The 24620-nt window shown below is 74.1% G+C and carries 17 protein-coding genes; 14 read left to right on the top strand and 3 right to left on the bottom strand.

Annotated elements, in window-relative coordinates; all coding sequences use genetic code 11:
• Nucleotides 1–40 precede the first annotated feature (40 nt).
• The 4 genes from ACF053_RS21515 (at nt 41) to ACF053_RS21500 (ending at nt 4426) form a co-directional block, all read left to right on the top strand.
• Nucleotides 41–1651: an ABC-F family ATP-binding cassette domain-containing protein gene (locus ACF053_RS21515; protein WP_391955379.1), complete on the top strand. Its 1611-nt coding sequence runs from the start codon at nt 41–43 to the stop codon at nt 1649–1651.
• Nucleotides 1652–1692: 41 nt separating this feature from the next.
• Nucleotides 1693–2604, top strand: coding sequence for an ADP-ribosylglycohydrolase family protein (locus ACF053_RS21510; protein WP_391955378.1), 912 nt, complete (start codon nt 1693–1695; stop codon nt 2602–2604).
• Between the two features lie 387 nt (nt 2605–2991).
• Nucleotides 2992–3702: a ribonuclease HII gene (locus tag ACF053_RS21505; protein WP_391955377.1), complete on the top strand. Its 711-nt coding sequence runs from the start codon at nt 2992–2994 to the stop codon at nt 3700–3702.
• 91 nt (nt 3703–3793) lie between these two features.
• Nucleotides 3794–4426 carry a hypothetical protein gene (locus ACF053_RS21500; protein ID WP_391955376.1) on the top strand — a complete coding sequence of 211 codons (633 nt, stop codon included), beginning with the start codon at nt 3794–3796 and terminating at the stop codon, nt 4424–4426.
• A gap of 169 nt (nt 4427–4595) precedes the next feature.
• Here ACF053_RS21500 and ACF053_RS21495 read toward each other — a convergent pair whose 3' ends face one another.
• Together ACF053_RS21495 and ACF053_RS21490 are read right to left on the bottom strand one after the other, a co-directional pair.
• Nucleotides 4596–5225 (bottom strand): hypothetical protein, encoded by a 630-nt coding sequence (locus ACF053_RS21495; RefSeq protein WP_391955375.1) that lies wholly within the window; start codon nt 5223–5225, stop codon nt 4596–4598.
• 217 nt (nt 5226–5442) lie between these two features.
• On the bottom strand, nt 5443–7614 hold the full coding sequence (locus tag ACF053_RS21490; RefSeq protein WP_391955374.1) for a RecQ family ATP-dependent DNA helicase: 2172 nt from the start codon (nt 7612–7614) through the stop codon (nt 5443–5445).
• A 111-nt stretch (nt 7615–7725) separates the two neighbouring features.
• On the opposite strand from ACF053_RS21490, the gene ACF053_RS21485 reads away from it, so the two are divergent.
• From ACF053_RS21485 to ACF053_RS21455, 7 genes are all read left to right on the top strand, one after another.
• Nucleotides 7726–9204: a DUF4192 domain-containing protein gene (locus ACF053_RS21485; RefSeq protein ID WP_391955373.1), complete on the top strand. Its 1479-nt coding sequence runs from the start codon at nt 7726–7728 to the stop codon at nt 9202–9204.
• Nucleotides 9205–9319: 115 nt separating this feature from the next.
• Nucleotides 9320–11380 (top strand): glycogen debranching N-terminal domain-containing protein, encoded by a 2061-nt coding sequence (locus ACF053_RS21480; RefSeq protein ID WP_391955372.1) that lies wholly within the window; start codon nt 9320–9322, stop codon nt 11378–11380.
• 131 nt (nt 11381–11511) lie between these two features.
• The gene (locus ACF053_RS21475; RefSeq protein ID WP_391955371.1) at nt 11512–12282 is read left to right on the top strand and encodes an NUDIX hydrolase; all 771 of its coding nucleotides are present in this window, start codon (nt 11512–11514) and stop codon (nt 12280–12282) included.
• A gap of 135 nt (nt 12283–12417) precedes the next feature.
• Entirely contained in the window at nt 12418–14457 is a 2040-nt protein-coding gene (locus ACF053_RS21470) for an ATP-binding cassette domain-containing protein (protein ID WP_391955370.1), read from the top strand.
• 116 nt (nt 14458–14573) lie between these two features.
• On the top strand, nt 14574–15515 hold the full coding sequence (locus tag ACF053_RS21465) for a FadR/GntR family transcriptional regulator (RefSeq protein WP_391955369.1): 942 nt from the start codon (nt 14574–14576) through the stop codon (nt 15513–15515).
• A 400-nt stretch (nt 15516–15915) separates the two neighbouring features.
• Complete coding sequence (locus ACF053_RS21460; RefSeq protein WP_391955368.1) at nt 15916–17469, top strand: RNA polymerase sigma factor; 1554 nt, start codon at nt 15916–15918, stop codon at nt 17467–17469.
• Between the two features lie 144 nt (nt 17470–17613).
• Entirely contained in the window at nt 17614–18444 is an 831-nt protein-coding gene (locus tag ACF053_RS21455; protein WP_391955367.1) for a S1 family peptidase, read from the top strand.
• A gap of 725 nt (nt 18445–19169) precedes the next feature.
• On the opposite strand, the gene ACF053_RS21450 is transcribed toward ACF053_RS21455, so the two are convergent.
• Nucleotides 19170–19400: a DUF7455 domain-containing protein gene (locus tag ACF053_RS21450; protein ID WP_058943282.1), complete on the bottom strand. Its 231-nt coding sequence runs from the start codon at nt 19398–19400 to the stop codon at nt 19170–19172.
• A gap of 438 nt (nt 19401–19838) precedes the next feature.
• Between ACF053_RS21450 and ACF053_RS21445 the strand changes: the two genes are divergently transcribed.
• From ACF053_RS21445 to ACF053_RS21435, 3 genes are all read left to right on the top strand, one after another.
• A complete protein-coding gene (locus tag ACF053_RS21445; protein WP_391955366.1) occupies nt 19839–21956 on the top strand; it encodes a DNA gyrase/topoisomerase IV subunit B in 2118 nt (705 codons plus the stop codon).
• A gap of 430 nt (nt 21957–22386) precedes the next feature.
• On the top strand, nt 22387–22902 hold the full coding sequence (locus tag ACF053_RS21440; protein ID WP_449336538.1) for a DUF485 domain-containing protein: 516 nt from the start codon (nt 22387–22389) through the stop codon (nt 22900–22902).
• Nucleotides 22892–24496 (top strand): solute symporter family protein, encoded by a 1605-nt coding sequence (locus ACF053_RS21435; protein WP_391955365.1) that lies wholly within the window; start codon nt 22892–22894, stop codon nt 24494–24496. The genes ACF053_RS21440 and ACF053_RS21435 overlap by 11 nt, the downstream gene beginning before the upstream one ends.
• Nucleotides 24497–24620 lie beyond the last annotated feature (124 nt).

Raw genomic sequence — 24620 nt, 5'->3', positions numbered from 1 at the left:
GCTCCCGCACCCTCTCGTCGGAATCCTCTTGGAGGCGCCCTTGCCCACGCAGATCTCCCTCCGTCACGTCACCAAGGCCCGCGGCGAGCGACTGCTGCTCGACGACGTCTCCCTCACCGTGCGCCCGGGCGAACGGATCGGCGTCGTGGGGGAGAACGGCGCGGGCAAGTCCACCCTCCTGCACCTCCTCGCCGGCACCGAGCGGCCCGACGAGGGCGATGTCGTGACGGTCGCCGAGCACGGTGTGGGGCTGCTCGCCCAGACGCCGCAGCTCCCGCCGCACCGCACCGTGGGCGACGCCGTCGACACCGCCCTGCACGAGCTGCGCGCCATGGAGGCCCGCCTGCGCGCCCTCGAAGCCGTGCTCGCCGACGCCGACGACACCACCCTGGCCGAGTACGGCGAACTGCTCACCGCCTACGAGTTGCGCGGCGGGTACGAGGCGGACGCCCGGGTCGCCAAGGCGCTCCACGCCCTCGGGCTGGCCGGCACCGGCCGCTCCCGGACCCTCGGCAGCCTCTCCGGCGGTGAACAGGCCCGGCTCGGCCTCGCCTGCCTGATCGCCGCGGCTCCCGAGGTCATGCTGCTGGACGAACCGACCAACCACCTCGACGAGGGGGCCCTCGACTGGCTGGAGGGGGCGCTGCTCGCCCACCGGGGCACCGTCGTCGCCGTCTCCCACGACCGGACCTTCCTGGAGCGCGTCGCCACCGCCGTGCTCGACGTGGACGCCGACCGCCGCACCGTCGTCCGCCACGGGAACGGCTACGCCGGGTACCGCGAGGAGCGGGCGGCCGCGCGCCGCCGCTGGGAGCAGGCCTACGCCGCCTGGTGCGACGAGACGTCCCGCCTGGAGGCGTACGCCGAGACCACCGCCCACGGCGTCGCCGCCGGCCGCACCATCAGGGACAACAACAAGATGGCGTACGACCGGGCCGGCGGCCGGGTCCAGGCGTCGGTCGCCGGGCGTGTCCGCAGCGCGCGCGAAAGGCTCCGCAGGCTCCGGGAGGACCCGGTACCCCGCCCACCCCGACCGCTCTCCTTCACCGCCCGCCCGGTCGCGGGCGCCGCCGACGGCGACCTCGTGACCCTCACCGACGTGCGCGTGGGGGACAGGCTCGCCGTCGACCGCCTCACCGTCGCGGCGGGGGAGAAGCTCCTGGTCCACGGGGGCAACGGCGCGGGCAAGTCCACCCTGCTGCGCGTCATGGCAGGACACCTCGCGCCCGACACGGGGTCCGTCATCCGCCGGGGCGCCATCGGCCACCTCGCCCAGGAGATACCCGCCGACCGCCCGGCGGAGCGGCTCCTCGCCGCCTTCGGCCGCGGCCTGCCGCTCACCGACGACGAGCGCGAGGAACTCCTCCTGTCGTACGGACTGTTCCGCCCCCGCGACCTCCACACCCCCGTGGGCGCCCTCTCGGCCGGACAGCGCCGCCGGCTCGCCCTCGCCCGGCTCCTCGCCCGCCCCGCCGACCTCCTTCTCCTCGACGAACCTGCGAACCACCTCGCGCTCGGCCTCGTGGAGGAGCTGGAAGCCGCACTCGACCGCTGGACCGGCGCCCTCGTCATCGTCTCCCACGACCGGCTCCTGCGCCGCCGCTTCACCGGCCGGACGCACCGGCTGGAGGCCGGACGCCTCGTCGGCTGACCCGGGAAACGGGCGGCGCCACCGGTTAGAGTGGCAGGGCGATGACCGCTGACTCCTCCCTCGACCGGCGCTTCGACCGCGCCCTCGCCAGCCTCCGCGGGCTGGCCGTGGGCGACGCCCTCGGCTCCCAGTTCTTCGTCCCCTCCCACTACCCCCTGCTGAAGCGGCGCGAGCTCCCACCGGGCTCCTGGCAGTGGACCGACGACACCGAGATGGCCTGCTCCGTGCTGGCCGTGCTCGCCTCGCACGGTCGCATCGACCAGGACGCCCTCGCCCGCTCCTTCGCCGACCACCACGACTTCGACCGCGGCTACGGCCCCGCGGTCAACCGGATGCTCCGGTTGATCAGGGAAGGTGGGGACTGGCGGGAGCTGGCCGCCGGCCTCTTCCAGGGGCAGGGCTCCTGGGGCAACGGCGCCGCCATGCGCATCGCGCCCCTCGGCGCCTGGTACGCCGACGACCCCGAGCAGGCCACCCACCAGGCCGAGATCTCCTCGTACACGACCCACCAGCACCGCGAGGCCGTCGTCGGCTGCATGGCGGTCGCGGCCGCCGCCGCACTCGCCGCGGCGCCGGACGGACCACCCAAGCCCACCGACTTCCTCGACGCGGTCGTCGCCCTCGTCCCCCGCAGCGCCGTCGGCGCGGGACTGCGGCGCGCCCGCGACATGCTCGACTACGGCGACACCCAGACCGTCGCCGCCGTCCTCGGCTGCGGACGGCGGACGAGCGCGCACGACACCGTGCCGTTCGCCCTGTGGTCCGCCGCCCGCTCCCTCGACGACTACGAGCGTGCCTTCTGGACGACCGCCCAGGCCGGCGGGGACGTCGACACCACCTGCGCCATCGTCGGTGGCGTGGTCGCCGCCGCGCAGGGAGGCGCACCGCCCGCCGAGTGGCTCGCCCGCACCGAGGACCTGCCCGCCTGGCTCCCGGCGCGCGCCGCCCACTGACCCCACGGGCCCGGCCACGGCCCACGGTCCACGGCCCCCGGTTGCCATCGCTCCCGTTGCCGTCGTCCGGTTGCCGCACGGCCCGGGGCAGGGGCACGCTCCCGCCTTGGCGGCCTGTCCGCCCCCTCCACGGTCCTGTCCGGCCGAGTGTCCCCCAGTGCCCCGCCACCCGGCGGACGCCACCCCGACGTACACCGGCCCCTCCGGGTGCGTGGCGGCCCGACTGCGGCCCGGTAGGGCCGGTGGGAGGGCGCCGGAGGGCTCCGCCCCACCGCCGCCGCGGCTCCCGGAAGGTCCCGCGACCGCCCGTCAAACGGGAGGGAGATGGCACGGGATGCCAATCCGGGTGTCGCCGGAGGGCACAAGCGGCGTAACCTGTCAGGCGCCATGCCGTACGAAGCACCCACACACACCGTCGAGCGCTCGATCCGAGCGACAACCGGCGCCAGGATCATCGCCGGAGTCGACGAAGTCGGCCGCGGGGCGTGGGCAGGGCCCGTCACCGTCTGCGCGGCCGTCACCGGCCTGCGCCGGCCGCCGGACGGACTCACCGACTCCAAGCTCCTCACCCCCCGGCGCCGCACCGAACTCGCCGCGGAGCTCGAACGGTGGGTCACGGCCCACGCGCTCGGGCACGCCGGCCCCGAGGAGATCGACGAGCTGGGCATGACCGCGGCGCTGCGACTGGCCGCCGTACGCGCCCTGGAGGCCCTGCCGGTCCGACCGGACGCGGTCATCCTCGACGGCAAGCACGACTACCTGGGAAACCCCTGGCAGGTCCGCACGGTGATCAAGGGGGATCGTTCCTGCGTCGCCGTGGCGGCGGCGTCGGTGATCGCCAAGGTGCGGCGGGACGCGATGATGACCGAACTGGAGGCGCAGTCCGACAGGTACGCGCCGTTCGGTTTCTCCGCCAACGCCGGCTACCCGTCGCCCGTGCACAAGGCCGCCCTCGCCGAGTGGGGCCCCACCCCGCACCACCGCATGACCTGGGCCTTCCTCGACGCGCTGCCCCGGTGGCGGCACCTGAGGAAGTACCGCGTCTCCCCGGAGGCGGCCGAACTCGAAAGCGGGGGCCAGCTCGGCTTCGACTTCTGACCGCCCGAACGGGGCGCGGCCGCGCGTCGCGGACCGCACATACGAGCCACCCGCCGATGCCCGTCGCACCGGCGTTTGATACACATCCCTTATGCCTCTCATCCCCGAGGAGCCTCAGATTCACGAGAGTGCCCAGGGTCCCCGCGTCACGCCGGCCGCAGGCCGCCCCGCGCCGACCCCCCGACCCGTACCCGGCCCGCGTACCGCGGCCTCGCCCCGCCCCGGCCGCCCGGGTCCCGGCCCCGCCAGGCCCGCACCGCCGGCCCCCCGCCAGCACAACCCGGGCGGACAGCCCGCGGCCCGGCAGGGGAATCGTTCCGCCGACGCCCACACCACGCCGCGGATCCAGCTGATCCCGGCCCCGCTGGACGGCGCGATCGACGCCGCCGAAGAGGCGGTCGACCTCCTGCTGGAGAGCGGCCGCGCCCCCGGCGACATCCTGGTCCTGACCACCGGCGAGCAGCACCCCTGGGCGGCCCACGAGCTGTCCTTCGGCGAGGCTGCCTACTGGGCCCAGCACGACGCACGCGACGACGTGTTCTTCGCCGCCGCGTCCGCCGCGGACCGTGCCGCCGCCCGACCCGTGGTCGTCGTCGCGGTCAACGGCGGCGACGACGCCGTCACCGCCCGGGCGCTGCCCGCCGCCTTGAACCGCGCCGACACGCTGCTCATCGTGTGCGGTGACCCCGCCCGCATCAACACCGTGCTGGGCACCGCCCTCTGACGGAACGCCACACGAGGTGGGCCGGACGGCAGCACCGCCGTCCGGCCCACCGGCCACCGTGGGCCGCCCGAGTCGGCGCGACCCGCACCGGCCGGCCTGGTCCGCCAGGACCGTCAGCGGCGCGGCGGCCGTACGGTGCGGCGGCTCCCCTGAGCCGCGCTCCTCGTCGTCAGCGGGCGGCCGTACGGCGCAGCGGCTCGCCCGAGCCGCTCACCATGCGCGGTGCCGGCGGCGCGTCCTGCCCCTCGGCACCGGATATGTCCGACGGCGGTGACGCCGAGTGGGGATGCCGGCCACCCCGGTCGTCACCCGCCACCTGCCACCCGTCGCGGGTCAGCGTGATGTAGGCGCCGCAACGGAGCCCGTGCAGCGTGCACGCGTCCCGGAGGCCCCACATCCACGCCCCGTCCTCCTCCGTCCACTTCCCGCTGCCCTCGCGGCAGTTGAGCAGGACGGCCGTACGCACCGGGCTGCGGCGCCGCAGGTCGTGCGGGATGACCCGGCGCAGGTGCGCCAGGAGCGCGTTGCGGAAGTCCCAGCCGTCCGCCGGCACCGGTCTCGGCGTGAACGACGCACTGGCGATGAGCCGTTCCTCGTGATCCAGCACGGCGACCACGGCGGTCGCCGGCCCCGGCGCGTGACGAGCGTGCAGACCCGTGACCACGTCACGGGGACTGCGCAACAGGGGGATGCCGGCCTCCGCCCACTCGGCGGGTTCCAGCATGCGGGCGAGACGGCTGGCGGAGGCGGCCGGTGTGGTCAACGAGGAGGCTGCGGACGGAGCGAATCCGAAGGTCACGATCCTCCCTTCGCATACGCGCCCACAGGAGCGGGCAGGGTCGGGTGAGGGCGCGCCGCGGCAAGGCCCTTCCGGACCGCGAACGGGCCGTGCTGGGGCGGGATCCAATTCTTGCGGGCGGCATGGGCAGGCGGCAACGAGCAATTGGGACCGCTGACGGGAATGGGCTGTTATGCCACCCAATTCCCGACCATAAGAATTCCCCGTGACGACCCGATCAACCCGCTACCGCGAGGACCAGCGGAAACACCCCCGGTGCTCCCGCGCGGCGAAGCAGCCGCGCCGCCACCGCGAGCGTCCAGCCGCTGTCCGAGAAATCGTCGACCAGCAGCACCGGACCGCCCGCCGACGACAACCGCTCGGCAAGACCGGCCGGGACGGTCAGGGCCCGGTGCAGACCGCACACCCGCTGCGCGCTGTTGGTCCGTGAGATGCGCGTGTCCACCGCCTCCGGCGCGTACTCGACGGAGCCGAGCAGCGGCATCCGCCCCACCTCCGCGATCCGCGCGCCCAGCGAACCCACGAGCTGCGGACGACTCCGCGAGGCGACCGTCACCACACCCGCCGGGCGGGGCGGCGCGTCCGACGCACCGGACGCCCAGCCCCCGGGGCCCTTCGCCCAGTCGGCCAGCACGCGCACCACCGCGTCCACCACGTCGTCCGGCACCGCCCCGTCCGGCGCCCGATCCGTCAGCATCGGCCGCAGCCGGTTGCCCCAACCGATGTCCGACAGACGCCCCAGCGCCCGGCCCGCGGCCGACTGCTCCCCGGGCGGGATGCGGCCCTTGAGGTCGACACCGACCGTCGGCAGACCGGTCGGCCACATCCTGCGCGGCTCGACCTCCACCCCCGGTCTGTTCAGCTCGCCCCGCGCCGCGTCCAAGGTCGTCGCGGACACCTTGGCGTCGAAGCGCGGCCCGGCGCAGTTGTCGCAGCGGCCGCACGGTGCCGCCTCCTCGTCGTCCAGCTGCCGCCGCAGGAACTCCATGCGGCACTCCGCCGTCGCCACGTAGTCCCGCATGGCCTGCTGCTCCGCGGCCCGCTGCCGCGCCACCCACGCGTACCGCTCCGTGTCGTACGCCCACGGGCGCCCCGTGCTCGTCCACCCGCCCTTCACCCGGCGCACCGCGCCGTCCACGTCGAGGACCTTCAGCATCGTCTCCAGCCGGGTGCGCCGCAGCTCCACCAGAGGCTCCAGCGCAGGCAGGGACACCGGGCCCTCCGAGCGCGCCAGCACGTCGAGCGTGCGCCGCACCTGCTCCTCGGGCGGGAAGGCCACCGAGGCGAAGTACTGCCAGATCGCCTCGTCCTCCGGGCCGGGCAGGAGCAACACCTCCGCACTCGCCACACCGCGCCCGGCGCGACCCACCTGCTGGTAGTAGGCGATCGGCGACGAGGGGGAGCCCATGTGCACCACGAACCCGAGGTCCGGCTTGTCGAATCCCATGCCCAGCGCCGACGTGGCGACGAGCGCCTTCACCCGGTTCGCCAGCAGGTCCTCCTCGGCCTGACGCCGGTCGGCGTTCTCCGTGCGCCCCGTGTAGGACGCCACCTCGTAACCGCACTGACGGAGGTGCGCAGCGACCTCCTCGGCCGCCGCGACCGTGAGCGTGTAGACGATCCCCGAACCCGGCAGCTCCCCCAGGTGCTCGGCGAGCCAGGCCAGCCGGTGCGCCGCGTCCGGGAGCCGCACGACACCCAGACGCAGGCTCTCGCGGTCCAGCGCACCACGCAGCACCAGCGCGTCCGATCCCGCCGCCGTGCCGAGCTGCTCGGCCACGTCCGCCGTCACCCGAGCGTTCGCCGTCGCCGTCGTCGCCAGCACCGGGACGCCGGGCGGCAGCTCCGCCAGCATCGTGCGCAGCCGCCGGTAGTCCGGGCGGAAGTCGTGACCCCAGTCGGAGATGCAGTGGGCCTCGTCGACCACCAGCAGCCCCGTCGCCGCCGCCAGCGCGGGCAGCACCTCGTCACGGAAGTCGGGGTTGTTCAGACGCTCCGGTGACACCAGCAGCACATCGACCCGACCTGCGGCGATCTCCTCCTGGACCGTCTGCCACTCCTCCATGTTCGACGAATTGATCGTCCGGGCGTGGATGCCCGCCCGAGCCGCGGCGTCCACCTGGTTCCGCATGAGCGCCAGCAGCGGCGAGACGATCACCGTGGGCCCCGCACCACGCGCCCGCAGCAGCGCCGTGGCCACGAAGTAGACGGCGGACTTGCCCCAGCCGGTGCGCTGCACGACCAGCGCCCGTCTGCCGTGCGCCACCAGCGCCTCGATGGCCCGCCACTGGTCCTCGCGCAGCCTCGCCGCGCCGGTGGCGTCACCGACCAGGCGGGCCAGCACCGCGTCGGCCGCGGAACGCAGGTCTTCGTCGTTCGTCTGCTCCATGCCTCACATGGAACAGCACCGCACCGACAACCGGCGAACGCACCGGGAAGCCTGTGGACAAAGTTATCCACAGGGGTCGACGGATCGACGGGTCGGCGGGACCGTCAAGCCATGAACGCACACCACGATCACACCGGTCCCCGCGACGCCCACCCTTCCGCCGCCGGCCCGCTGCCCGTCACCTCCCCGGGCTTCACGGACGAACCGCAGATCACCCTGCGCGGCCCCGGCCAACTGGCCGACGCACTCCCGTACATGCTGGGATTCCACCCGACCGATTCGGTCGTCCTGCTCGCCCTGCACGGCGAGCACGGCCGCTTCGGCGGACGTCTCAGGCTCGGCATCCCCGCCTCGCCCCGCGAGTGGGCACCCGTGGCCGAACAGCTGGCCGAATGCCTCGTCGAGGGGTGCGAGCGGCGCGGCTCCCGCCCGGACGGCGTCGTCGTCTTCCTCTGCCAGGACCCCGCCGCCGACGAGGAGGACGGCAGGAGGGTGATGCAGCGGCTGCGGCCCTTCGCGCAGAAGCTGCGCACGGCGTGCGGCGCCCTGGACGTTCCGGTGTACGAGGCCCTGTGCATCTCCGGCGGTCGGTTCTGGTCGTACTGCTGCCCCGACAGCGACTGCTGCCCGCCCGGCGGCACGGCCCTGGCCCCGCCCGGCACGTCCGTCATGGCGGCGGCCGCCGCCTACGCGGGCATCCACGTACGCGGCTCGCTGCGCGACATGGAAGCCCGCCTCAGGCCCCGGCCGACCGGCCCCACCACGGCCGCCCAGGAGCACGCCCTCGACACGGCCAGTGCCTCGCTCGTCCACCGCATCCTCAGCGCCAAGGAGGCCACGCGCGTCAGGGAGGAGACCATCCGACTCGCCCAGCGCCTGATCGACCGGCTCTCCGAGCACCCGCCGCTCAGCGACGACTCCGCCGGCGACAAGCGGGACGACGCACTGATCGACGACCGGGAAGCCGCGGAGCTGATCGTCGGACTCCAGGACCGCCGGACCCGGGACCGTGCCGCCGAGTGGATGGAAGGCGCCGCAGCGGACCGCGCCCTACGGCTGTGGCGCGCCCTGGCCCGCCGCTGCGTCGGCGCTTACGGCGAGCACGCCGCCGCGCCCCTCACCCTCGCCGGCTGGGTCGCCTGGTCGGCCGGAGACGAGCCGACCGCACGCGTCGCCCTGGCGCTCGCCCTGGAGGCCGACCCCGAGTACGTCTTCGCCCGGCTGCTGCACCAGGCGTGCAACGAGCAACTGGACCCCGAGACGCTCCGCCATTGCCTGCGGGGCGAGCGAGACGCCAGGGAAGGCGCGGAGGACCGCCGGTCCGGCAGGCGCCGGACGGCCGTGCGCGGGTCCGGGGCCCGAGCGGTACGGCGCAAGCTGCGCGCCCGGACCTCGTCGCCCCGGCCCACCACGACGAACACCCCGCCGCCCGGCCCGACGCGCCGCGGCCCCGACGCCCCTCCCGCGCGTACGCGCACCGTCCGCGGCGGCGGGCTGCGGGGAGCTCAGGACGGTCGGACCGCCGAACGGCACGACGACCTGAGGGGGACCGGCGGCCGGGACGCGAGCGATGGAGGGAGCGCCGGATGACGGCCGTGACCCGCGCCCCCGTCCCGCCGTTCACGTCTGTGGCGGAGTCCCCCGACCCGTGCCGCCGTACCTCCAGCGGCTGTCCGGAGCGCACAGAAGGCTCAGCAGACGACCCATGGACCTCACCGTCCCCTCCCCGACCCCGACCCCGACCCGACGCACGGCCCGCCCCGGCGGGCGGGCCCACCCACCGCCCGCCGCCCACGGCCGACCCCCCGCCGCACCACCCGGCGGACCCCCGTCCGTCCACCACGCTCTCGTCGGCGTCGCCCTGCCAGGACTGGCCGTCTCCCCCGAGCACGGACAGCTCACCGGCCACGGCCTCGAAGGGGTCTACCAGTCCGGACGACGACTCCTCTCCCGGTGCCACCTGCGCGTCTTCGGCCGCGAACCCGTCCCCGTCCAGAGCAGGCAGGTCTCGGCGTCCCGCGCCCGGTTCGTCGCCCTCGTCCGTACCCCCGCCGACCCCGGCCCGGACCCCGGCGTCGCCGTGGAACGCTCCAGGGACGCCGACGGCTCCGAACGCATCACCCTGCGCAACGCGACGGGCCGGCCCCTGCGCGTCCCGGTCGAGCTCACCCTCGCCACGGACCTCTCCGCACTCGCCGCCATCGCGTCGGGACGCCCCGGCCCCGAGCTCCGCCCCTCCGTGCACGGCTCGGGACTGCGCTGGTCGGCACCGAGCGGCGGCCAGTCCGTCGTCACCGCCGAACCCCCGCCGAAGGACGCGCTCGCGTCCACCGGACTGCTCCGCTGGGAGCTCGACGTCGACGCGGGAGCCGCCCGCACCATCGCCTTGCACGTCCACGCCGGGCGGCCCCTCAGGCCGGCTGCCCGGTCGAGCGGCCGGATCCTCTCCGATGCCCAAGCGGAAGGGGACGACCCCCGGGCCGCGAGACTCCTCGCCACCGCCCTCGACGACCTCCGCTCCCTCCTCGTCCGCGACCCCGCCCACCCCGCCGACCTCCACCTGGCAGCCGGAGTCCCCTGGCGCACCGGCCCCGCCCCGGCCGAGGCGCTCTGGGCCGCCCGGATGCTCCTCCCGCTCGGCACCCGACTCGCAGCCGACACCCTGCGCGGCGTCGCCCGCTCCCTGGACGGTGCCACCGGCCCGTCCGCCGGGCGCGTCCCCGGGCCACTCCGCGACGCCGGTCCCCACCTCCCGCCGGCCTGCACCGGAGTGGAGGCCACCCTCGCCTTCCCCGCCGTCCTCGCCGAGGCCCGTCTGTGGGGGCTCCCGGAGCAGGACCTGGCCGAGCTGCTGCCGGTGGCGGAACGCTGCCTGGCGTGGCTCTGCGCCGCCGTCGACGACGACGGGCTGGTGGCCGAGCCGGGACCAGCCGCCGGTGTGCGGCGCGCGGAGACACAGGCCCACGCCCACCGGGCCGCCCTGCTCGGTGCCGACCTGCTGGAGGCCTGCGGTCGGGACGGCGCCGACGCATGGCGCGACCGTGCCCACGCCATCCGGCACCACTTCCGGGAGAGTTTCTGGCTGGACGACCCGACCGGCGGCCGCCCCGCCGCCGCGCTCACCGCGGACGGCCGTCCCCTACCCCATCTGGGGTGTGCCGCGGCCCACCTGCTCGACACCGGACTGGTCGGCGGGGGAGGCCACGCCAGGGGACTACTCGACAAGCTGCAGACCGAACAGGTCGCCCGGTTGCTGGGCAGCCCCGCGCTCGACACCGGCTGGGGCCTGCGCGGCCTCGGCACCAAGGAGCCCGGGCACAATCCGTTCGGCCACCGCGCGGGCGCCGTCCGCGTCCACGAGACCGCCGTCGCCGTCGTGGGCCTCGCCGCCGCCGGATACGAGAGGGAAGCGACCGGGCTGGTCCGCGGGCTGCTCGATGCCGCGGAGACGTTCGCGTACCGGCTGCCGGAGATGTACGGCGGGGACCAGCGCGCCGAGGGGGGCGCTCCCGTACCGCACCCCTCCGCCTGCCGTCCGGCCGCCGTCGCCGCGGCCGCGGCCGTGCACGTCCTCACCGCTCTCGCGGGCATCCGCCCCGACGTCCCGGCCGGCACGGTCGCGCTGCACCCGCTGGGCGGCGCCCCCCTGGGCGCTTTGAGGCTCTCCGGGCTCTGTGTGGCGGGGGAGCCGTTCGCGGTGCGCGTGAGCAGGATGGGGCTCGGGATGGTCGAGGAGGCAGCCGCGGGACTCCAGTTGGGCGTGTGACCGCGCGCGGTCAGCCACAGGGCACCGCGAGGGGGAGGGGGAGGGGGAAGGGGTGGGTGGGGGAGGGGGAGGCCCCCCACAAGGCGTCCCGACGACGTGTTTATCGTCAGGAAGACGACTATGATCGCGGCATGCCCCCCTACGACCCCTCGGCCTTCCCGCCCTTCGCCGTGACCGTCGACCTGGTCGTCCTCACCGTGCGCCGGCACGCGCTGTGCGCTCTGGTCGTCCGGCGGGGGGAGCCGCCGTTCCAGGGCCGCTGGGCGCTGCCCGGGGGGTTCGTACGGCCCGACGAGGATCTGGGCGCGGCCGCGGCGCGCGAGCTCGCCGAGGAGACCGGGCTGTGCGTGCACGACCCGGGCGACCCGGCACCCGCTCCGGGCGCCGGTGCGCACCTGGAGCAGTTGGCGACGTACGGGGATCCCGAGCGGGACCCCCGCATGCGCGTGGTCAGCGTCGCCCACCTCGCCCTCGCGCCCGATCTGCCCGCACCTCGGCCGGGTGGTGACGCCAACAGCGTCCGCTGGGCACCCGTGGAGGAACTGCTCAGCCCCGAGACGGGCTTCGACCGCGGCGAGGAGCCGTCCGTCCCGCTCGCCTTCGACCACGGCCGCATCCTGGCGGACGGTGTGGAGCGCGCCCGGTCGAAGATCGAGTACTCCTCGCTCGCGACGGCCTTCTGCCCGCCCGAGTTCACCGTCGGCGAGTTGAGGCGCGTGTACGAGGCGGTGTGGGGCGTGGCCCTGGATCCGCGGAACTTCCACCGCAAGGTGACCGGTACACCGGGCTTCCTCGTTCCGGCGGGTGGCACGACCACGCGCCAGGGCGGGCGGCCCGCGCAGTTGTTCCGCGCCGGTGGCGCGACCCTGCTCAACCCGCCGATGCTGCGTCCCGAGGTCTGACGCGCCTGCGTGGCGGCGTCGGGTGGACCGGCACCCCGCAACCGCCCGATGTGCGCGGAAAGTCCGAAATGCCGAGTTATTGTGCTGCGGTACCCACCCTGCCGCCGAGCGGTCTCACCTACCGCGAGAGAAACGATGCTCCAGGCAATCGGACTCACCAGCACGCACCGCAGGAACCGCCCGCCCGCCGTGGACGACCTCACCTTCGAGGCGCGGCCCGGAGAGGTCACCGCCCTCTTCGGCCCGCCCGGAGCGGGCAAGACCACGGCGCTGCGCCTGATGCTCGGACTCGAACGCGGCCAGGGCGTCGCCTACTTCCGCGGCCGCCCCCTCCACCGCGTCGCCCACCCGCTGCGGGAGGTCGGAGTCCTCCTCGGCGACGTGTCGGGGCACCCGGCGCGCAGCGTCCGCGGCCAGCTCAGGATGTTGTGCGCGGTGGCAGGCGTCCCGGTCTCCCGCGCCGACGAGCTGATCGAGGCCGTCGGTCTCGACGGCCTCGACGACCAGCGCCTCGGCGCCCTGTCCCGCGGCATGGACCGCCGACTGGGCATGGCGGCGGCCCTGTTGGGTGACCCCCACACGCTCGTCCTGGACGAGCCGACCGCCCGCCTCTCGACGCGCGAGGCGAACTGGCTGCACGGCCTGCTGCGGGCCCATGCCCACCACGGCGGCACCGTCCTCTACACCACCTCCGACAGCCGGGCTGCCGCCCGTACCGCCGACCGCGTGGTGGCGATGGCCGCCGGCCGGCTCGTCGGCGACCAGGACGCCGCCACCTTCGCCCGCACGCGGCTGCGCCCCCGCGTCGCCGTCCGCACCCCGCACGCCGCCCGCCTCGCCGCCCAGCTCAAGCGCGAGGCCCGCGCCGCGCACCGTTCCGTCGAGGTCGTCTCCGAGCACGGCAACGGGCTGTACGTGTACGGCAGCGACTGCGCCCAGGTCGGCGAGACCGCCTTCCGCCACGGCATCCTCCTGCACCGCCTCGCCGACGAGACCGGCCCCGCGCCCGCACCCGCGAGCACCCTCACGCCCCCGACCGCGTCCACGCCTCCGACCGCGTCCACGTTCCCGAATGCCCCCACGCCCCCGAACACCGCCGCACTCGCGTACGTCACCGCTCCCTCGCACCCGTCCGGGGCGGCCGTCCCGGGGGAGGGGGTCCCCGACCGCGCCACCACCGCACGAGGCATCCCGGCCCCGACCCGCACCGCCGCACCCGACCGTGGACCGGCCGCGCCCCCCGTCCCGCCCCCCACCGCCGCGCCCGACCGCGGACCGGCCGCCACCCCGGCGCCGGACCGCACCGCCACCCCGCCCGCCGCCCGCGCCACCCCGCGCCACCCCGGCCCCCGCGCCGGGAAGCGCCGCCGCCGACGCGGGCGCGGGCGCTCGTGGGCGGCGCGGCGCGCGCCGCTGCGGCCGTTCCGCTACGAGCTGCGCCGCCTCACCGGGGTGCCCTCCACGCCGATCACCCTCGGTGCCGCCGTCCTCGCCTCCGTCGTCCTCGCCGTGCTGATGGGGCGGCTCGGCCGCACCCCCGTGCCCGCCGCCGTCGCCGCCTGGCCGGACCTGCTGCCCCTGCCGCCCGCGGCCCTGGGTGCCGGGCTCGTCGGCGCCTTCTCCTTCGGCGACGAGTACCGCTACCCGGTGCTCCCCGCCGCCCTGGGTGCCACCCCGCGCCGCATCGGCCTCCTGCTGGCCAAACTCGCCGTCACGGCCGCCACCGCCGTGCTGCTGGCAGTCGTGGTCGCCGTCGTCGATCTGGAGGCGCTGCGGGTCGTCTACGGCGGCCGGTTGATCCCGGTGCCGGACAACTGGCCGACACTGTGCGCGAGTTGGCTCGCACTCGTCGTCGGATGCGCTTGGGCGGGGCTGCTGGCGGCCGGGGTGTTCCGGGCCGCCGCGGCGGGGCTCGCGGCCGTCCTCGCCGTACCCGTGGTGATCGCGCCGGCTGTCGAGGAGGCCCTCCTCGGCCCCGCGGTGCGCAGCGTCGCCGGACTCCCCGCCCGGCTGCGGGAACTGGCCTGGCCCCGCTGGCCCGCGGAAGGCGACCGCTGGCTGGACGCTGCCTTGCGGGTCATGGCCCAACCGGTCGGCGCGGCCCTGGCCTTGTCCCTCACGGCGCTCCTGTGCGCGTTCCTGTTCACGGGGGTGCGCCGTACCGCTCGGTGGTGATCAGTTGCCGGTCAGGAAGTGATCGTTGCGCGCCAATCGCTCGGTCGTCCTTGGAATTTGCCCGCTTCCTTCCGATAAGGCGTCAAGTGCAGCGCGGGCGCCGATCACCCTTTCGTGTGCTTTTCACCAAAGACCTCAAGGGGTTCGTGAGCGGCGCCGACAAAGGATGCGTGAGTACCCTTGCGCACACCATGATGACCGCCGCCCGCCACGCCGAGGCCTCCCTCGCCGCCCCGGGCGGTCTCGACCGCTACCCCTACGCGGAGGCGCCGGCCGCCGACCGCGTCGGCGCACCGTCCTGGGACGCCGCCGATTCGGAGTTGGGCCGCATGGGCCGCCGGTCGGCGGGCAACCGCGGTCGCGGACTCCACGGGCAACTCGTCCAACAGCTCGGTCAGATGATCGTCTCCGGTGATCTCGGTGCCGATCGCCCCCTCGTCCCGGAGGAGATCGGCCAGCGGTTCGAGGTCTCCCGCACCGTCGTCCGCGAGTCCCTCCGCGTCCTGGAGGCGAAGGGTCTCGTCAGCGCCCGGCCGAACGTCGGCACCCGCGTCCGCCCGGTCAGCGACTGGAACCTCCTCGACCCCGACATCATCGAGTGGCGGGCCTTCGGGCCGCAGCGCGACGACCAGCGCCGGGAGCTGGCCGAGCTGCGCTGGACCATCGAGCCCCTGGCCGCCAGGCTGGCCGCGGGCCACAGCCGCGAAGACCTCCAGCAGCGCCTCGCGGACATGGTGGAGATCATGGGCCACGCCTTCGCGCAGGGCGACGCGATCACGTTCTCGCGCGCCGACGCCGAGTTCCACTCCCTTCTCATCCAGCTCGCGGGCAACCGCATGCTGGAGCACCTCTCCGGGATCGTCTCCGCGGCGCTCCAGGTGTCCGGCGCCCCGGCGATCAGCTGCGACCGCCCCGGCGAGTCCTGCATCTCCCACCACGCCCGCATCGTCGAGGCCCTCGCCGCCGGCGACGGCCCCGCCGCCGAGGGGGCCATGCGGCAGCTCCTCACCGTCCAGCCCGACGTGGAGCGGGTCGTCCCCGCTCCCCGCGAGCACTGAGCGCCGACCGTGGGCGCGGGGAGCGCGCACGGTGTCACACGGCACACGGAAGCGTCGTTCGGGGGCGTGCCGCCGGCCCCTCGGGGTACCCGACAGGATCGGACCACCCGGGTCCGGCGGCACGGACCGGTGACGGGATTGCGGGGTGATGCCCTCGTACGCCCTGTGTGCGCCGTTATGCGGTGTGACTCGGGCCACGCGGATTGGGCGTAACGCTCCTCGAAGCACGGCGATGACCTAAGAGGTGACAGCCGAGGAGGGAATACAGGCGCCGATCACGGCGCTGTCCACCTCCGAGGTTCAGCCCGCGTCGTCGGCTCATTCCCCGCCGGCGGTCGTCGGCTCCGGCCCGATCATGGGCGGGGCCGGAAGCCGTTTCCATCGTTCCGAGAGGTTGTTCGTGTCGGCCAGCACATCCCGTACGCTCCCGCCGGAGATCGCCGAGTCCGAGTCTGTGATGGCGCTCATCGAGCGGGGAAAGGCTGATGGGCAGATCGCGGGCGATGACGTGCGTCGGGCCTTCGAGGCTGACCAGATTCCGCCAACCCAGTGGAAGAATGTTCTGCGCAGCCTCAATCAGATCCTCGAGGAAGAGGGTGTGACGCTGATGGTCAGTGCAGCGGAGTCGCCGAAGCGCGCCCGCAAGAGCGTCGCAGCGAAGAGCCCGGCGAAGCGCACCGCCACCAAGACCGTCACCGCCAGGACGACCGCGGCCAGGACGACCGCGTCCGCTCCGGCGGCGCCGGCGGCCCCGAGCGAGGACGCCCCGGTCGACGAGGCCGGTACCCCTGCGAAGAAGACCGCCGCCAAGAAGACCGCCGCCAAGAAGGCGACGGCCGTGAAGAAGACGACGGCCAAGAAGACGACGGCGAAGAAGACCGCGGCCAAGAAGGACGCCGACGAGATCATCGAGGGCGAGGAGCTGCTCGAGGACGTCCAGCCGGCCAAGGGCGAGGAAGAGGAGCCCGAAGGCGAGGCCAAGGGCTTCGTCCTCTCCGACGAGGACGAGGACGACGCCCCCGCGCAGCAGGTCGCCGTCGCCGGCGCCACCGCCGACCCGGTCAAGGACTACCTCAAGCAGATCGGCAAGGTCCCGCTGCTCAACGCCGAGCAGGAGGTCGAGCTCGCCAAGCGCATCGAGGCCGGTCTCTTCGCCGAGGACAAGCTGGCGAACGCCGACAAGCTGGCGCCGAAGCTCAAGCGCGAGCTGGAGATCATCGCCGAGGACGGCCGGCGCGCCAAGAACCACCTGCTGGAGGCCAACCTCCGCCTGGTCGTCTCCCTGGCCAAGCGCTACACGGGCCGCGGCATGCTCTTCCTGGACCTGATCCAGGAGGGCAACCTCGGTCTGATCCGCGCCGTCGAGAAGTTCGACTACACCAAGGGCTACAAGTTCTCCACGTACGCCACGTGGTGGATCCGCCAGGCGATCACCCGCGCCATGGCCGACCAGGCCCGCACCATCCGCATCCCGGTGCACATGGTCGAGGTCATCAACAAGCTCGCGCGCGTCCAGCGCCAGATGCTCCAGGACCTGGGCCGCGAGCCCACGCCGGAGGAGCTGGCCAAGGAGCTCGACATGACCCCCGAGAAGGTCATCGAGGTCCAGAAGTACGGCCGTGAGCCGATCTCGCTGCACACCCCGCTCGGCGAGGACGGCGACAGCGAGTTCGGTGACCTGATCGAGGACTCCGAGGCGGTCGTGCCGGCCGACGCGGTGAGCTTCACCCTGCTGCAGGAGCAGCTGCACTCCGTGCTCGACACGCTCTCCGAGCGCGAGGCGGGTGTCGTCTCCATGCGCTTCGGCCTCACGGACGGCCAGCCGAAGACGCTCGACGAGATCGGCAAGGTCTACGGCGTGACCCGTGAGCGGATCCGCCAGATCGAGTCCAAGACCATGTCGAAGCTGCGCCACCCGTCCCGCTCCCAGGTGCTCCGCGACTACCTCGACTGAGTGGTCCGCGGGCACGTCCCGCTCGACGCACGACAGGGCCCGGTTCCGGAAAAGGAACCGGGCCCTCCGGCGTTGCGGGGTGCGGTCGCCCGCTCGGTGGCTGACGCTGAGTGGGTGACATGCAACCCTGGGTCAGGAGGCCGAATGCGCGGAACGCGTCATCCCATCAGCAGCAGGCGGGCAGCGGTCGGGGTCGTGGCCGCGGCGGCGGCCGTGGCCGCGCTCATGGCGCCCGCCCCGGCCGTCGCGGACGGTGGCGTCGTCGGGGGGCACACGGCCCAGGTCGCGGACGCGCCGTGGGTGGTCGCCCTGTCCAGCCGTGACCGGTTCGGGCGTACGCGGGCCGGCCAGTTCTGCGGTGGCGTGGTGATCGCCCCGGCGAAGGTCGCCACGGCGGCGCACTGCCTCCGGGAGGACGTGCTCGGGGTGGCGCCGGACCGGCTGGAGGACCTCAAGGTCATCGCCGGCCGCTCCTCGCTGCTCGGGCCCGGCGGGTACGAGGTCCCGGTGAGCGCGATCTGGATCAACCCGGCGTACGACCCCGACTCGAACTCCGGCGACGTCGCCGTCCTGACCCTCGCCCAGCGCCTGCCGGACGGCTACACGATCCCCGTCGCCCGCGCCGGGGACGCCGCCTACGCCCCCGGTACTGCGGCGACCGTGTACGGCTGGGGCGACACCACCGGCCAGGGCACGTACGCCTCCCGGCTCCACGCCGCGGAGGTGTCCGTCCTTCCCGACGAGTCCTGCGCCCGCGCCTACCCGGCGGGGAAGGGGCCGGCGCGGTACCGGGCCGACACGATGCTGTGCGCCGGCACGGACCAGGGGGGCCGTGACGCCTGCCAGGGCGACAGCGGGGGGCCGCTGGTGGCACACGGGCGCCTGATCGGCCTGGTGTCCTGGGGCAGCGGCTGCGGCCGCGCGGACAGCCCGGGCGTCTACACGCGGGCCTCGACGCTCCTGCCACCGGCGTGACGGGCGTACGCCGTCGTGCCGGAACCGCCGTACGCCGTCGCGTCGAGACCCTCCGCCGTCGCGCGGGGATCGACGTCCGCCGGCACGCGGTGGGGTCGGGTCGCGCCGGCACGTGAGCGAGGGCCGGCGCAGGGACGGGGTCGCCGGCCGGACACGCAGGTCGGTCCGCGGCTCCTGGTGGGCCGGCCTCGGTCCCGAGCGTGCGGACACCCGCCGGAACGGGCCGGCGCGCCCGAGTCGGACGCGGCCGTCCCGCGCCGGCGAACAGCCGCGCCGAGCAGGCGGCGCCCGTCCCGAACGGGCGGACACTCCGCCTCGAGCGGGCGGACGCCCGGCCCGAGTCGGGCGGCGCGCTGCGCGAGCGGGGCCGCGTCCGGCCTGTCCGGGCGGTTCGTGTGCGGGGCCGTCGGCGCCGGCCCCGTCCGTCCGGCGGGAGTCGTCCGCCGGTGTCGTGCCCGCTGCGCCAAGGGGCGCTGGAGGGCGCGGAAGGGGCCAGCCCGGTGTGGTGCTGTCGGCGGAGCGCGGCGGCAGCACGCCGCCGCACGCCGGCTGCGTACGGAGCGGGGCGGCACCCCGCCGTCACTCAGGGTGCCGCCCCGCGTCACCGGCGGTCCGGGACCCTCCGGCGTCACCGGAAAAAGCCGCGGACGGCCTACCCCGCGGTGACGGGGGCGGCCGCCCGATGGCCGGTCCTGGACCGGTCTGGCTCGTCGTGGATGCGCGTGTCAGCGGTCCTCGTCGGGTGCTCCGGCCGGCACGGTGGTGAGCCGGTCCGTCTCATCCTGTATCTCCGCGGCGATCTTCTTCAGTTCCGGCTCGAACTTGCGGCCGTGGTGGGCGCAGAAGAGCAGTTCGCCACCGCTGGACAGCACGACGCGCAGATATGCCTGGGCGCCGCAGCGGTCGCAACGGTCGGCGGCCGTCAGCTGGCTCGCGGGGGTCAGAACAGTAGTCACGTCGCCTCTTCTCTAGCTCGACGAGCTGTCGTACCAGGGTCAACATCCAACCAGGCCGAAAACGTTCCCGCTCGCGGCTTTTCCTCGAAACTTTTTCAAGGTGGCTGTCTGCTGCCGGTTGGCGGCGAATGAGCCGTATTGCGGTGTCGCTGTGCGTTACGGGTTTCGCGTTGCTTGTCTGGTATGTCCCCCCGGCTGGGTTGCCGGTTGTTCAGGAGGACGTGCCCGGAGCCTAAATGGTTCATGCCTGGAAGGGAACGTGATGTCCACGTCACCCGGACGAGGGATCGAACACCCATGCGACTCTGGACTAGCATGACAGTTCACGTGGGTGGCGTGACAGCCGCTCTACCTGGGCTCTGTACGCTCGGACCGGCACAGAAGCCGACCGCCCTACCCCCGTGGGCAAGATCTCAAATTCAGCGAGGAGCGAACCGCGTGACCGCCGAGACGTCTGTTCCGTCCAGTGCTCTGCTGACCGCAGACCGTGACGGTTCCAACTACACCGCGCGGCACCTGCTCGTCCTCGAGGGGCTCGAAGCGGTCCGCAAGCGTCCCGGCATGTACATCGGATCCACCGACAGCCGTGGCCTGATGCACTGCATCTGGGAGATCATCGACAACTCCGTGGACGAGGCCCTCGGGGGCTACTGCGACAACATCGAGGTGATCCTCCACGAGGACGGCTCGGTGGAGGTCCGGGACAACGGTCGCGGCATCCCCGTGGACGTCGAGCCCAAGACGGGCCTGTCCGGCGTCGAGGTCGTCATGACCAAGCTGCACGCCGGCGGCAAGTTCGGCGGCGGCTCGTACGCCGCGTCCGGCGGTCTGCACGGCGTGGGCGCCTCCGTGGTGAACGCGCTCTCCGCCCGCCTCGACGTCGAGGTCGACCGGAACGGCTCCACCCACGCCATCAGCTTCCGCCGCGGCGTGCCCGGGATCTTCACCGAGTCGGGCGCCGACGCCCCCTTCGACCCGGGGAACGGCCTGCGCAAGACCAAGCGCGTCCCGAAGACCCGCACCGGCACCCGTGTGCGCTACTGGGCGGACCGGCAGATCTTCCTCAAGGACGCCAAGCTCTCCCTGGAGACGCTGCACCAGCGGGCCCGCCAGACCGCCTTCCTCGTGCCCGGGCTGACCATCGTCGTCCGCGACGACCGCGATCTGGAGGGCATCGGCAAGAGCCAGGAGATCTTCCACTTCGACGGGGGCATCAGCGAGTTCTGCGAGTACCTCGCACCCGACAAGCCCGTCTCCGACGTGCTGCGCCTCACCGGCCAGGGCACCTTCAAGGAGACCGTCCCGGTCCTCGACGAGCGCGGCCACATGACGCCCACCGAGGTCACGCGTGAGCTCGGCGTCGACGTCGCCCTGCGCTGGGGCACGGGGTACGACAGCACGGTCCGGTCGTTCGTCAACATCATCGCCACCCCCAAGGGCGGCACCCACGTCACCGGCTTCGAGCGGGCCGTGACCAAGACCGTGAACGAGGTCCTGCGCGCCGCCAAGCTGCTGCGCGTCGCCGAGGACGACATCGTCAAGGACGACGCCCTGGAGGGCCTGACCGCCGTCGTGACGGTCCGGCTCGCCGAGCCGCAGTTCGAGGGGCAGACGAAGGAGGTCCTGGGCACGTCCGCGGCGAACCGCATCGTCGCCAACGTCGTCGCCAAGGAGCTCAAGGCGTTCCTCACCTCCACCAAGCGTGACGCGAAGGCCCAGGCCCGCGCCGTACTGGAGAAGGCCGTCGCCGCCGCCCGCACCCGGATCGCGGCCCGCCAGCACAAGGAGGCCCAGCGCCGGAAGACCGCGCTGGAGACCTCGTCGCTGCCGGCCAAGCTCGCCGACTGCCGCAGTGACGACGTGGAGCGCAGCGAGCTGTTCATCGTCGAGGGCGACTCGGCGCTCGGCACGGCCAAGCTCGCCCGGAACAGCGAGTTCCAGGCCCTGCTGCCCATCCGCGGCAAGATCCTCAACGTCCAGAAGTCGTCCGTGTCGGACATGCTGAAGAACGCCGAGTGCGGGGCGATCATCCAGGTCATAGGGGCGGGCTCAGGCCGGACCTTCGACATCGACGCCGCCCGGTACGGCAAGATCGTGCTCCTCGTGGACGCCGACGTCGACGGCGCCCACATCCGCTGTCTGCTGCTCACGCTCTTCCAGCGGTACATGCGGCCCATGGTGGAGGCGGGCCGCGTCTTCGCCGCGGTGCCGCCGCTCCACCGGATCGAGCTGGTCCAGCCCAAGAAGGGCCAGGACAAGTACGTGTACACGTACTCGGACGGCGAACTGCGCCAGACGCTGCTGGAGTTCCAGCGCAAGGGCGTCCGGTACAAGGACTCCATCCAGCGCTACAAGGGCCTCGGCGAGATGGACGCCGACCAGCTGGCGGAGACCACCATGGACCCGCGCCACCGCACCCTGCGGCGCATCAACATCGGCGACCTGGAGGCGGCCGAGCAGGTCTTCGACCTGCTCATGGGCAACGACGTCGCCCCCCGCAAGGAGTTCATCACGAGCTCCGCCGCGACGCTGGACCGCTCGCGCATCGACGCCTGAGCGCACCGCCGCGGCGCCCTCCGCCGCGCCGGACACACCGAAGCCCACCGACCGGAACTCCTTCCGGCCGGTGGGCTTCTGCGTTCCCCGTGCGCTCCGGCTCGGCTGCCGCGTCACCTGATGGGGTGAAAGGGGCGGGAGGAGAGTCCGGGAACTTCCCGTTCTGCCCATGCTTGGCCACGCGGCCGAAACGGTTCGCTGACAAGGAGAGTTACCGGTGGACAACTGGGAAGGACGCGACGCCGCCGCGACGCGCATCGAAGACCCCTGGTACGACGCGCTGGCGTCCGGATGGGGCGAACCGGGCCGGGAGGCGGGCGCGACGGGCACCGCGGGCCCGGTGGACCCGGGGGACATGACGGGCGCGGGCGGTGGCGCGGGGGGCACGGCCGTCGGGGCGGGACCGGCAGGCGCCGCAGCCGCGGGCGGAGTGGCGGGCGCGGGAGGTGCGGCGCGCCACGCCGGCACCGCGGGCCCCGCCCCCGCCGTACAGGGTCCCGCCCCCGCCGTACCAGGGGCCACCTCCGTCGTCCCCGGCCCCGCCCCCGCCGTACCGGGGGGCGGCGGTGCCGGGGGGTGGTCGGAGGCGTCGGACACGGGCGGGCGGCGGGCCGGCGCGGCCGACGTCTACCTGGAGGTCCAACGCAGTCCCGCTTTCCAGGAGGTGCGCCGCCGTTACCGCCGGTTCGTCGGCCCGGCCGCCCTCGTCTTCCTCGGCTGGTACCTCGCCTACGTCGTCATCGCGACCGCCGCGCCCGGTCTGATGGCCCGCCCGGTCGTCGGCGCGGTGAACGTGGCGATGATCGCCGGCCTCGGCCAGTTCCTCACCACCTTCGTGCTGACCTGGGCCTACACCCGGCACGCCCGCGTCCACCGGGACCGCGCCGCGCTGGAACTGCGCTGGGACACGCAGGAGATGACCCGGGAGACGCGCCGTGACCGGTGACCACCAGACCCTGGCCCTGCTGCTGTTCGGCGCGTTCGTCGCGGTCACCCTCGCCATCACCACCTGGGCGAGCCGTCGCCGGCAGGGCAGCGCGGACGAGTTCTACACCGGCGGCCGGCTCTTCTCCCCCATGGAGAACGGTTTCGCCATCTCCGGCGACTACATGTCCGCCGCCTCCTTCCTCGGCATCTCCGGGCTCATCGCGCTCCACGGGTACGACGGGATGCTGTACTCCGTCGGCTTCCTCGTGGCCTGGCTGGTCGTCCTCCTCCTCGTGGCCGAACTCGTGCGCAACTGCGGGCGCTTCACCCTCGCCGACGTCGTCGCCGCCCGCATGGGCGAGCGGGGCGTCCGTACCGCGGTGGGCGTCTCGTCCGTCGCCGTGTCGCTCCTCTACCTCGTGGCGCAGATGGTCGGGGCGGGCAGCCTCGTCGCCCTGCTCCTGGGCGGCACCAGCGACGCCGCTCGCAGCTGGACGGTCGTCGGGGTCGGCGCGTTGATGGTCGTCTACGTCTCGCTGGGCGGCATGCGCGCCACCACGTGGATCCAGATCGTCAAGGCCGTCCTGCTGATGGCGGGCGCCGGCGCGCTCACCGTGCTCGTACTGCTGCGCTTCCACGGCGACTTCGGCGCGCTGCTGACCAGCGCGGCCGAACGCAGCGGGCACGGTTCGGCCTTCCTCGCGCCCGGGCTCGCCTACGGCGGGGACCGGACGGCCAGCCTCGACTTCATCAGCCTCGGCATCGCCCTCGTCCTCGGCACGGCAGGCCTGCCCCACATCCTCGCCCGTTTCTACACCGTGCCCACGGCCCGGTCGGCTCGGCGCTCGGTCGTCTGGTCCATCGGCCTCATCGGCGGCTTCTACCTGATGACGATCGTCCTCGGGTTCGGGGCCGCCGCCATCGTCGGCACGGACGCCGTGCGGGCGTCCAACGCCGCCGGGAACACGGCCGTGCCGTTGCTCGCGCTCGACCTCGGTGGCGGAGCGGGCTCCACCGGCGGGGCCGTCCTCTTCGCGGTGGTCGCGGCCGTGGCGTTCGCGACCATCCTCGCGGTCGTCGCCGGCATCACCCTCGCCTCGTCCACGTCCGTCGCCCACGACCTGTACGCCTCGTTCACCCGGGACCGGGACGGCCGCCCCGCCGGTCGGTACGGCGAGGTCGCGGTCGCGCGCGTGTCGGCCGCCGTGATCGGGGCCGCCGCCATCGGACTCGGCCTGCTGGCCCAGGGGCTGAACGTGGCGTTCCTCGTCGGGCTCGCCTTCGCGGTCGCCGCGTCGGCGAACCTCCCCGTCCTGCTGTACGCGCTGTTCTGGCGCCGGTTCACCACCCGCGGCGCGGTGTGGTCCGTGTACGGGGGGCTGGTGCCGGCCGTCGTGCTCGTCGTGCTGTCGCCCGTGGTCTCGGGCAGCCCCGGCGCGCTCTTCCCCGGCGTCGACTTCCACCTCTTCCCGCTCCAGAACCCGGGCGTGGTCTCCATCCCCCTCGGCTTCCTCGCGGGGTGGCTCGGCACGGTCACGTCCCCCGAGCCGGCCGACGCGGCCAAGCACGCGGAGACGGAGGTACGCGCCCTGACCGGCGCGGGCGCGGCGTGACGGACGCGGTCCGGGGGACGGCCGGAGCCTGACCGCCGCCGGGGAGGGACGGGCGTGCGGGAGCGGGCGCCGGCGGTCCGACGCGGGCGCGGGCCCGGGCGGACCGGCGCGGGCGCGGCGTGAC

The organism is Streptomyces kanasensis (genome assembly GCF_043077165.1).
In the GTDB taxonomy this organism is placed as follows: domain Bacteria; phylum Actinomycetota; class Actinomycetes; order Streptomycetales; family Streptomycetaceae; genus Streptomyces; species Streptomyces changanensis.
Note: the sequence above shows the minus strand (reverse complement) of the source record. Positions and strands in the feature narration are given on the sequence as shown.

Coding starts and splice junctions, on each gene's coding strand:
- ACF053_RS21510 (WP_391955378.1), top strand. CDS start 1,693: ATGACCGCTGACTCCTCCCTCGACCGGCGCTTCGACCGCGCCCTCGCC.
- ACF053_RS21505 (WP_391955377.1), top strand. CDS start 2,992: ATGCCGTACGAAGCACCCACACACACCGTCGAGCGCTCGATCCGAGCG.
- ACF053_RS21500 (WP_391955376.1), top strand. CDS start 3,794: ATGCCTCTCATCCCCGAGGAGCCTCAGATTCACGAGAGTGCCCAGGGT.
- ACF053_RS21490 (WP_391955374.1), bottom strand. CDS start 7,614: ATGGAGCAGACGAACGACGAAGACCTGCGTTCCGCGGCCGACGCGGTG.
- ACF053_RS21485 (WP_391955373.1), top strand. CDS start 7,726: ATGAACGCACACCACGATCACACCGGTCCCCGCGACGCCCACCCTTCC.
- ACF053_RS21480 (WP_391955372.1), top strand. CDS start 9,320: ATGGACCTCACCGTCCCCTCCCCGACCCCGACCCCGACCCGACGCACG.
- ACF053_RS21475 (WP_391955371.1), top strand. CDS start 11,512: ATGCCCCCCTACGACCCCTCGGCCTTCCCGCCCTTCGCCGTGACCGTC.
- ACF053_RS21470 (WP_391955370.1), top strand. CDS start 12,418: ATGCTCCAGGCAATCGGACTCACCAGCACGCACCGCAGGAACCGCCCG.
- ACF053_RS21455 (WP_391955367.1), top strand. CDS start 17,614: ATGCGCGGAACGCGTCATCCCATCAGCAGCAGGCGGGCAGCGGTCGGG.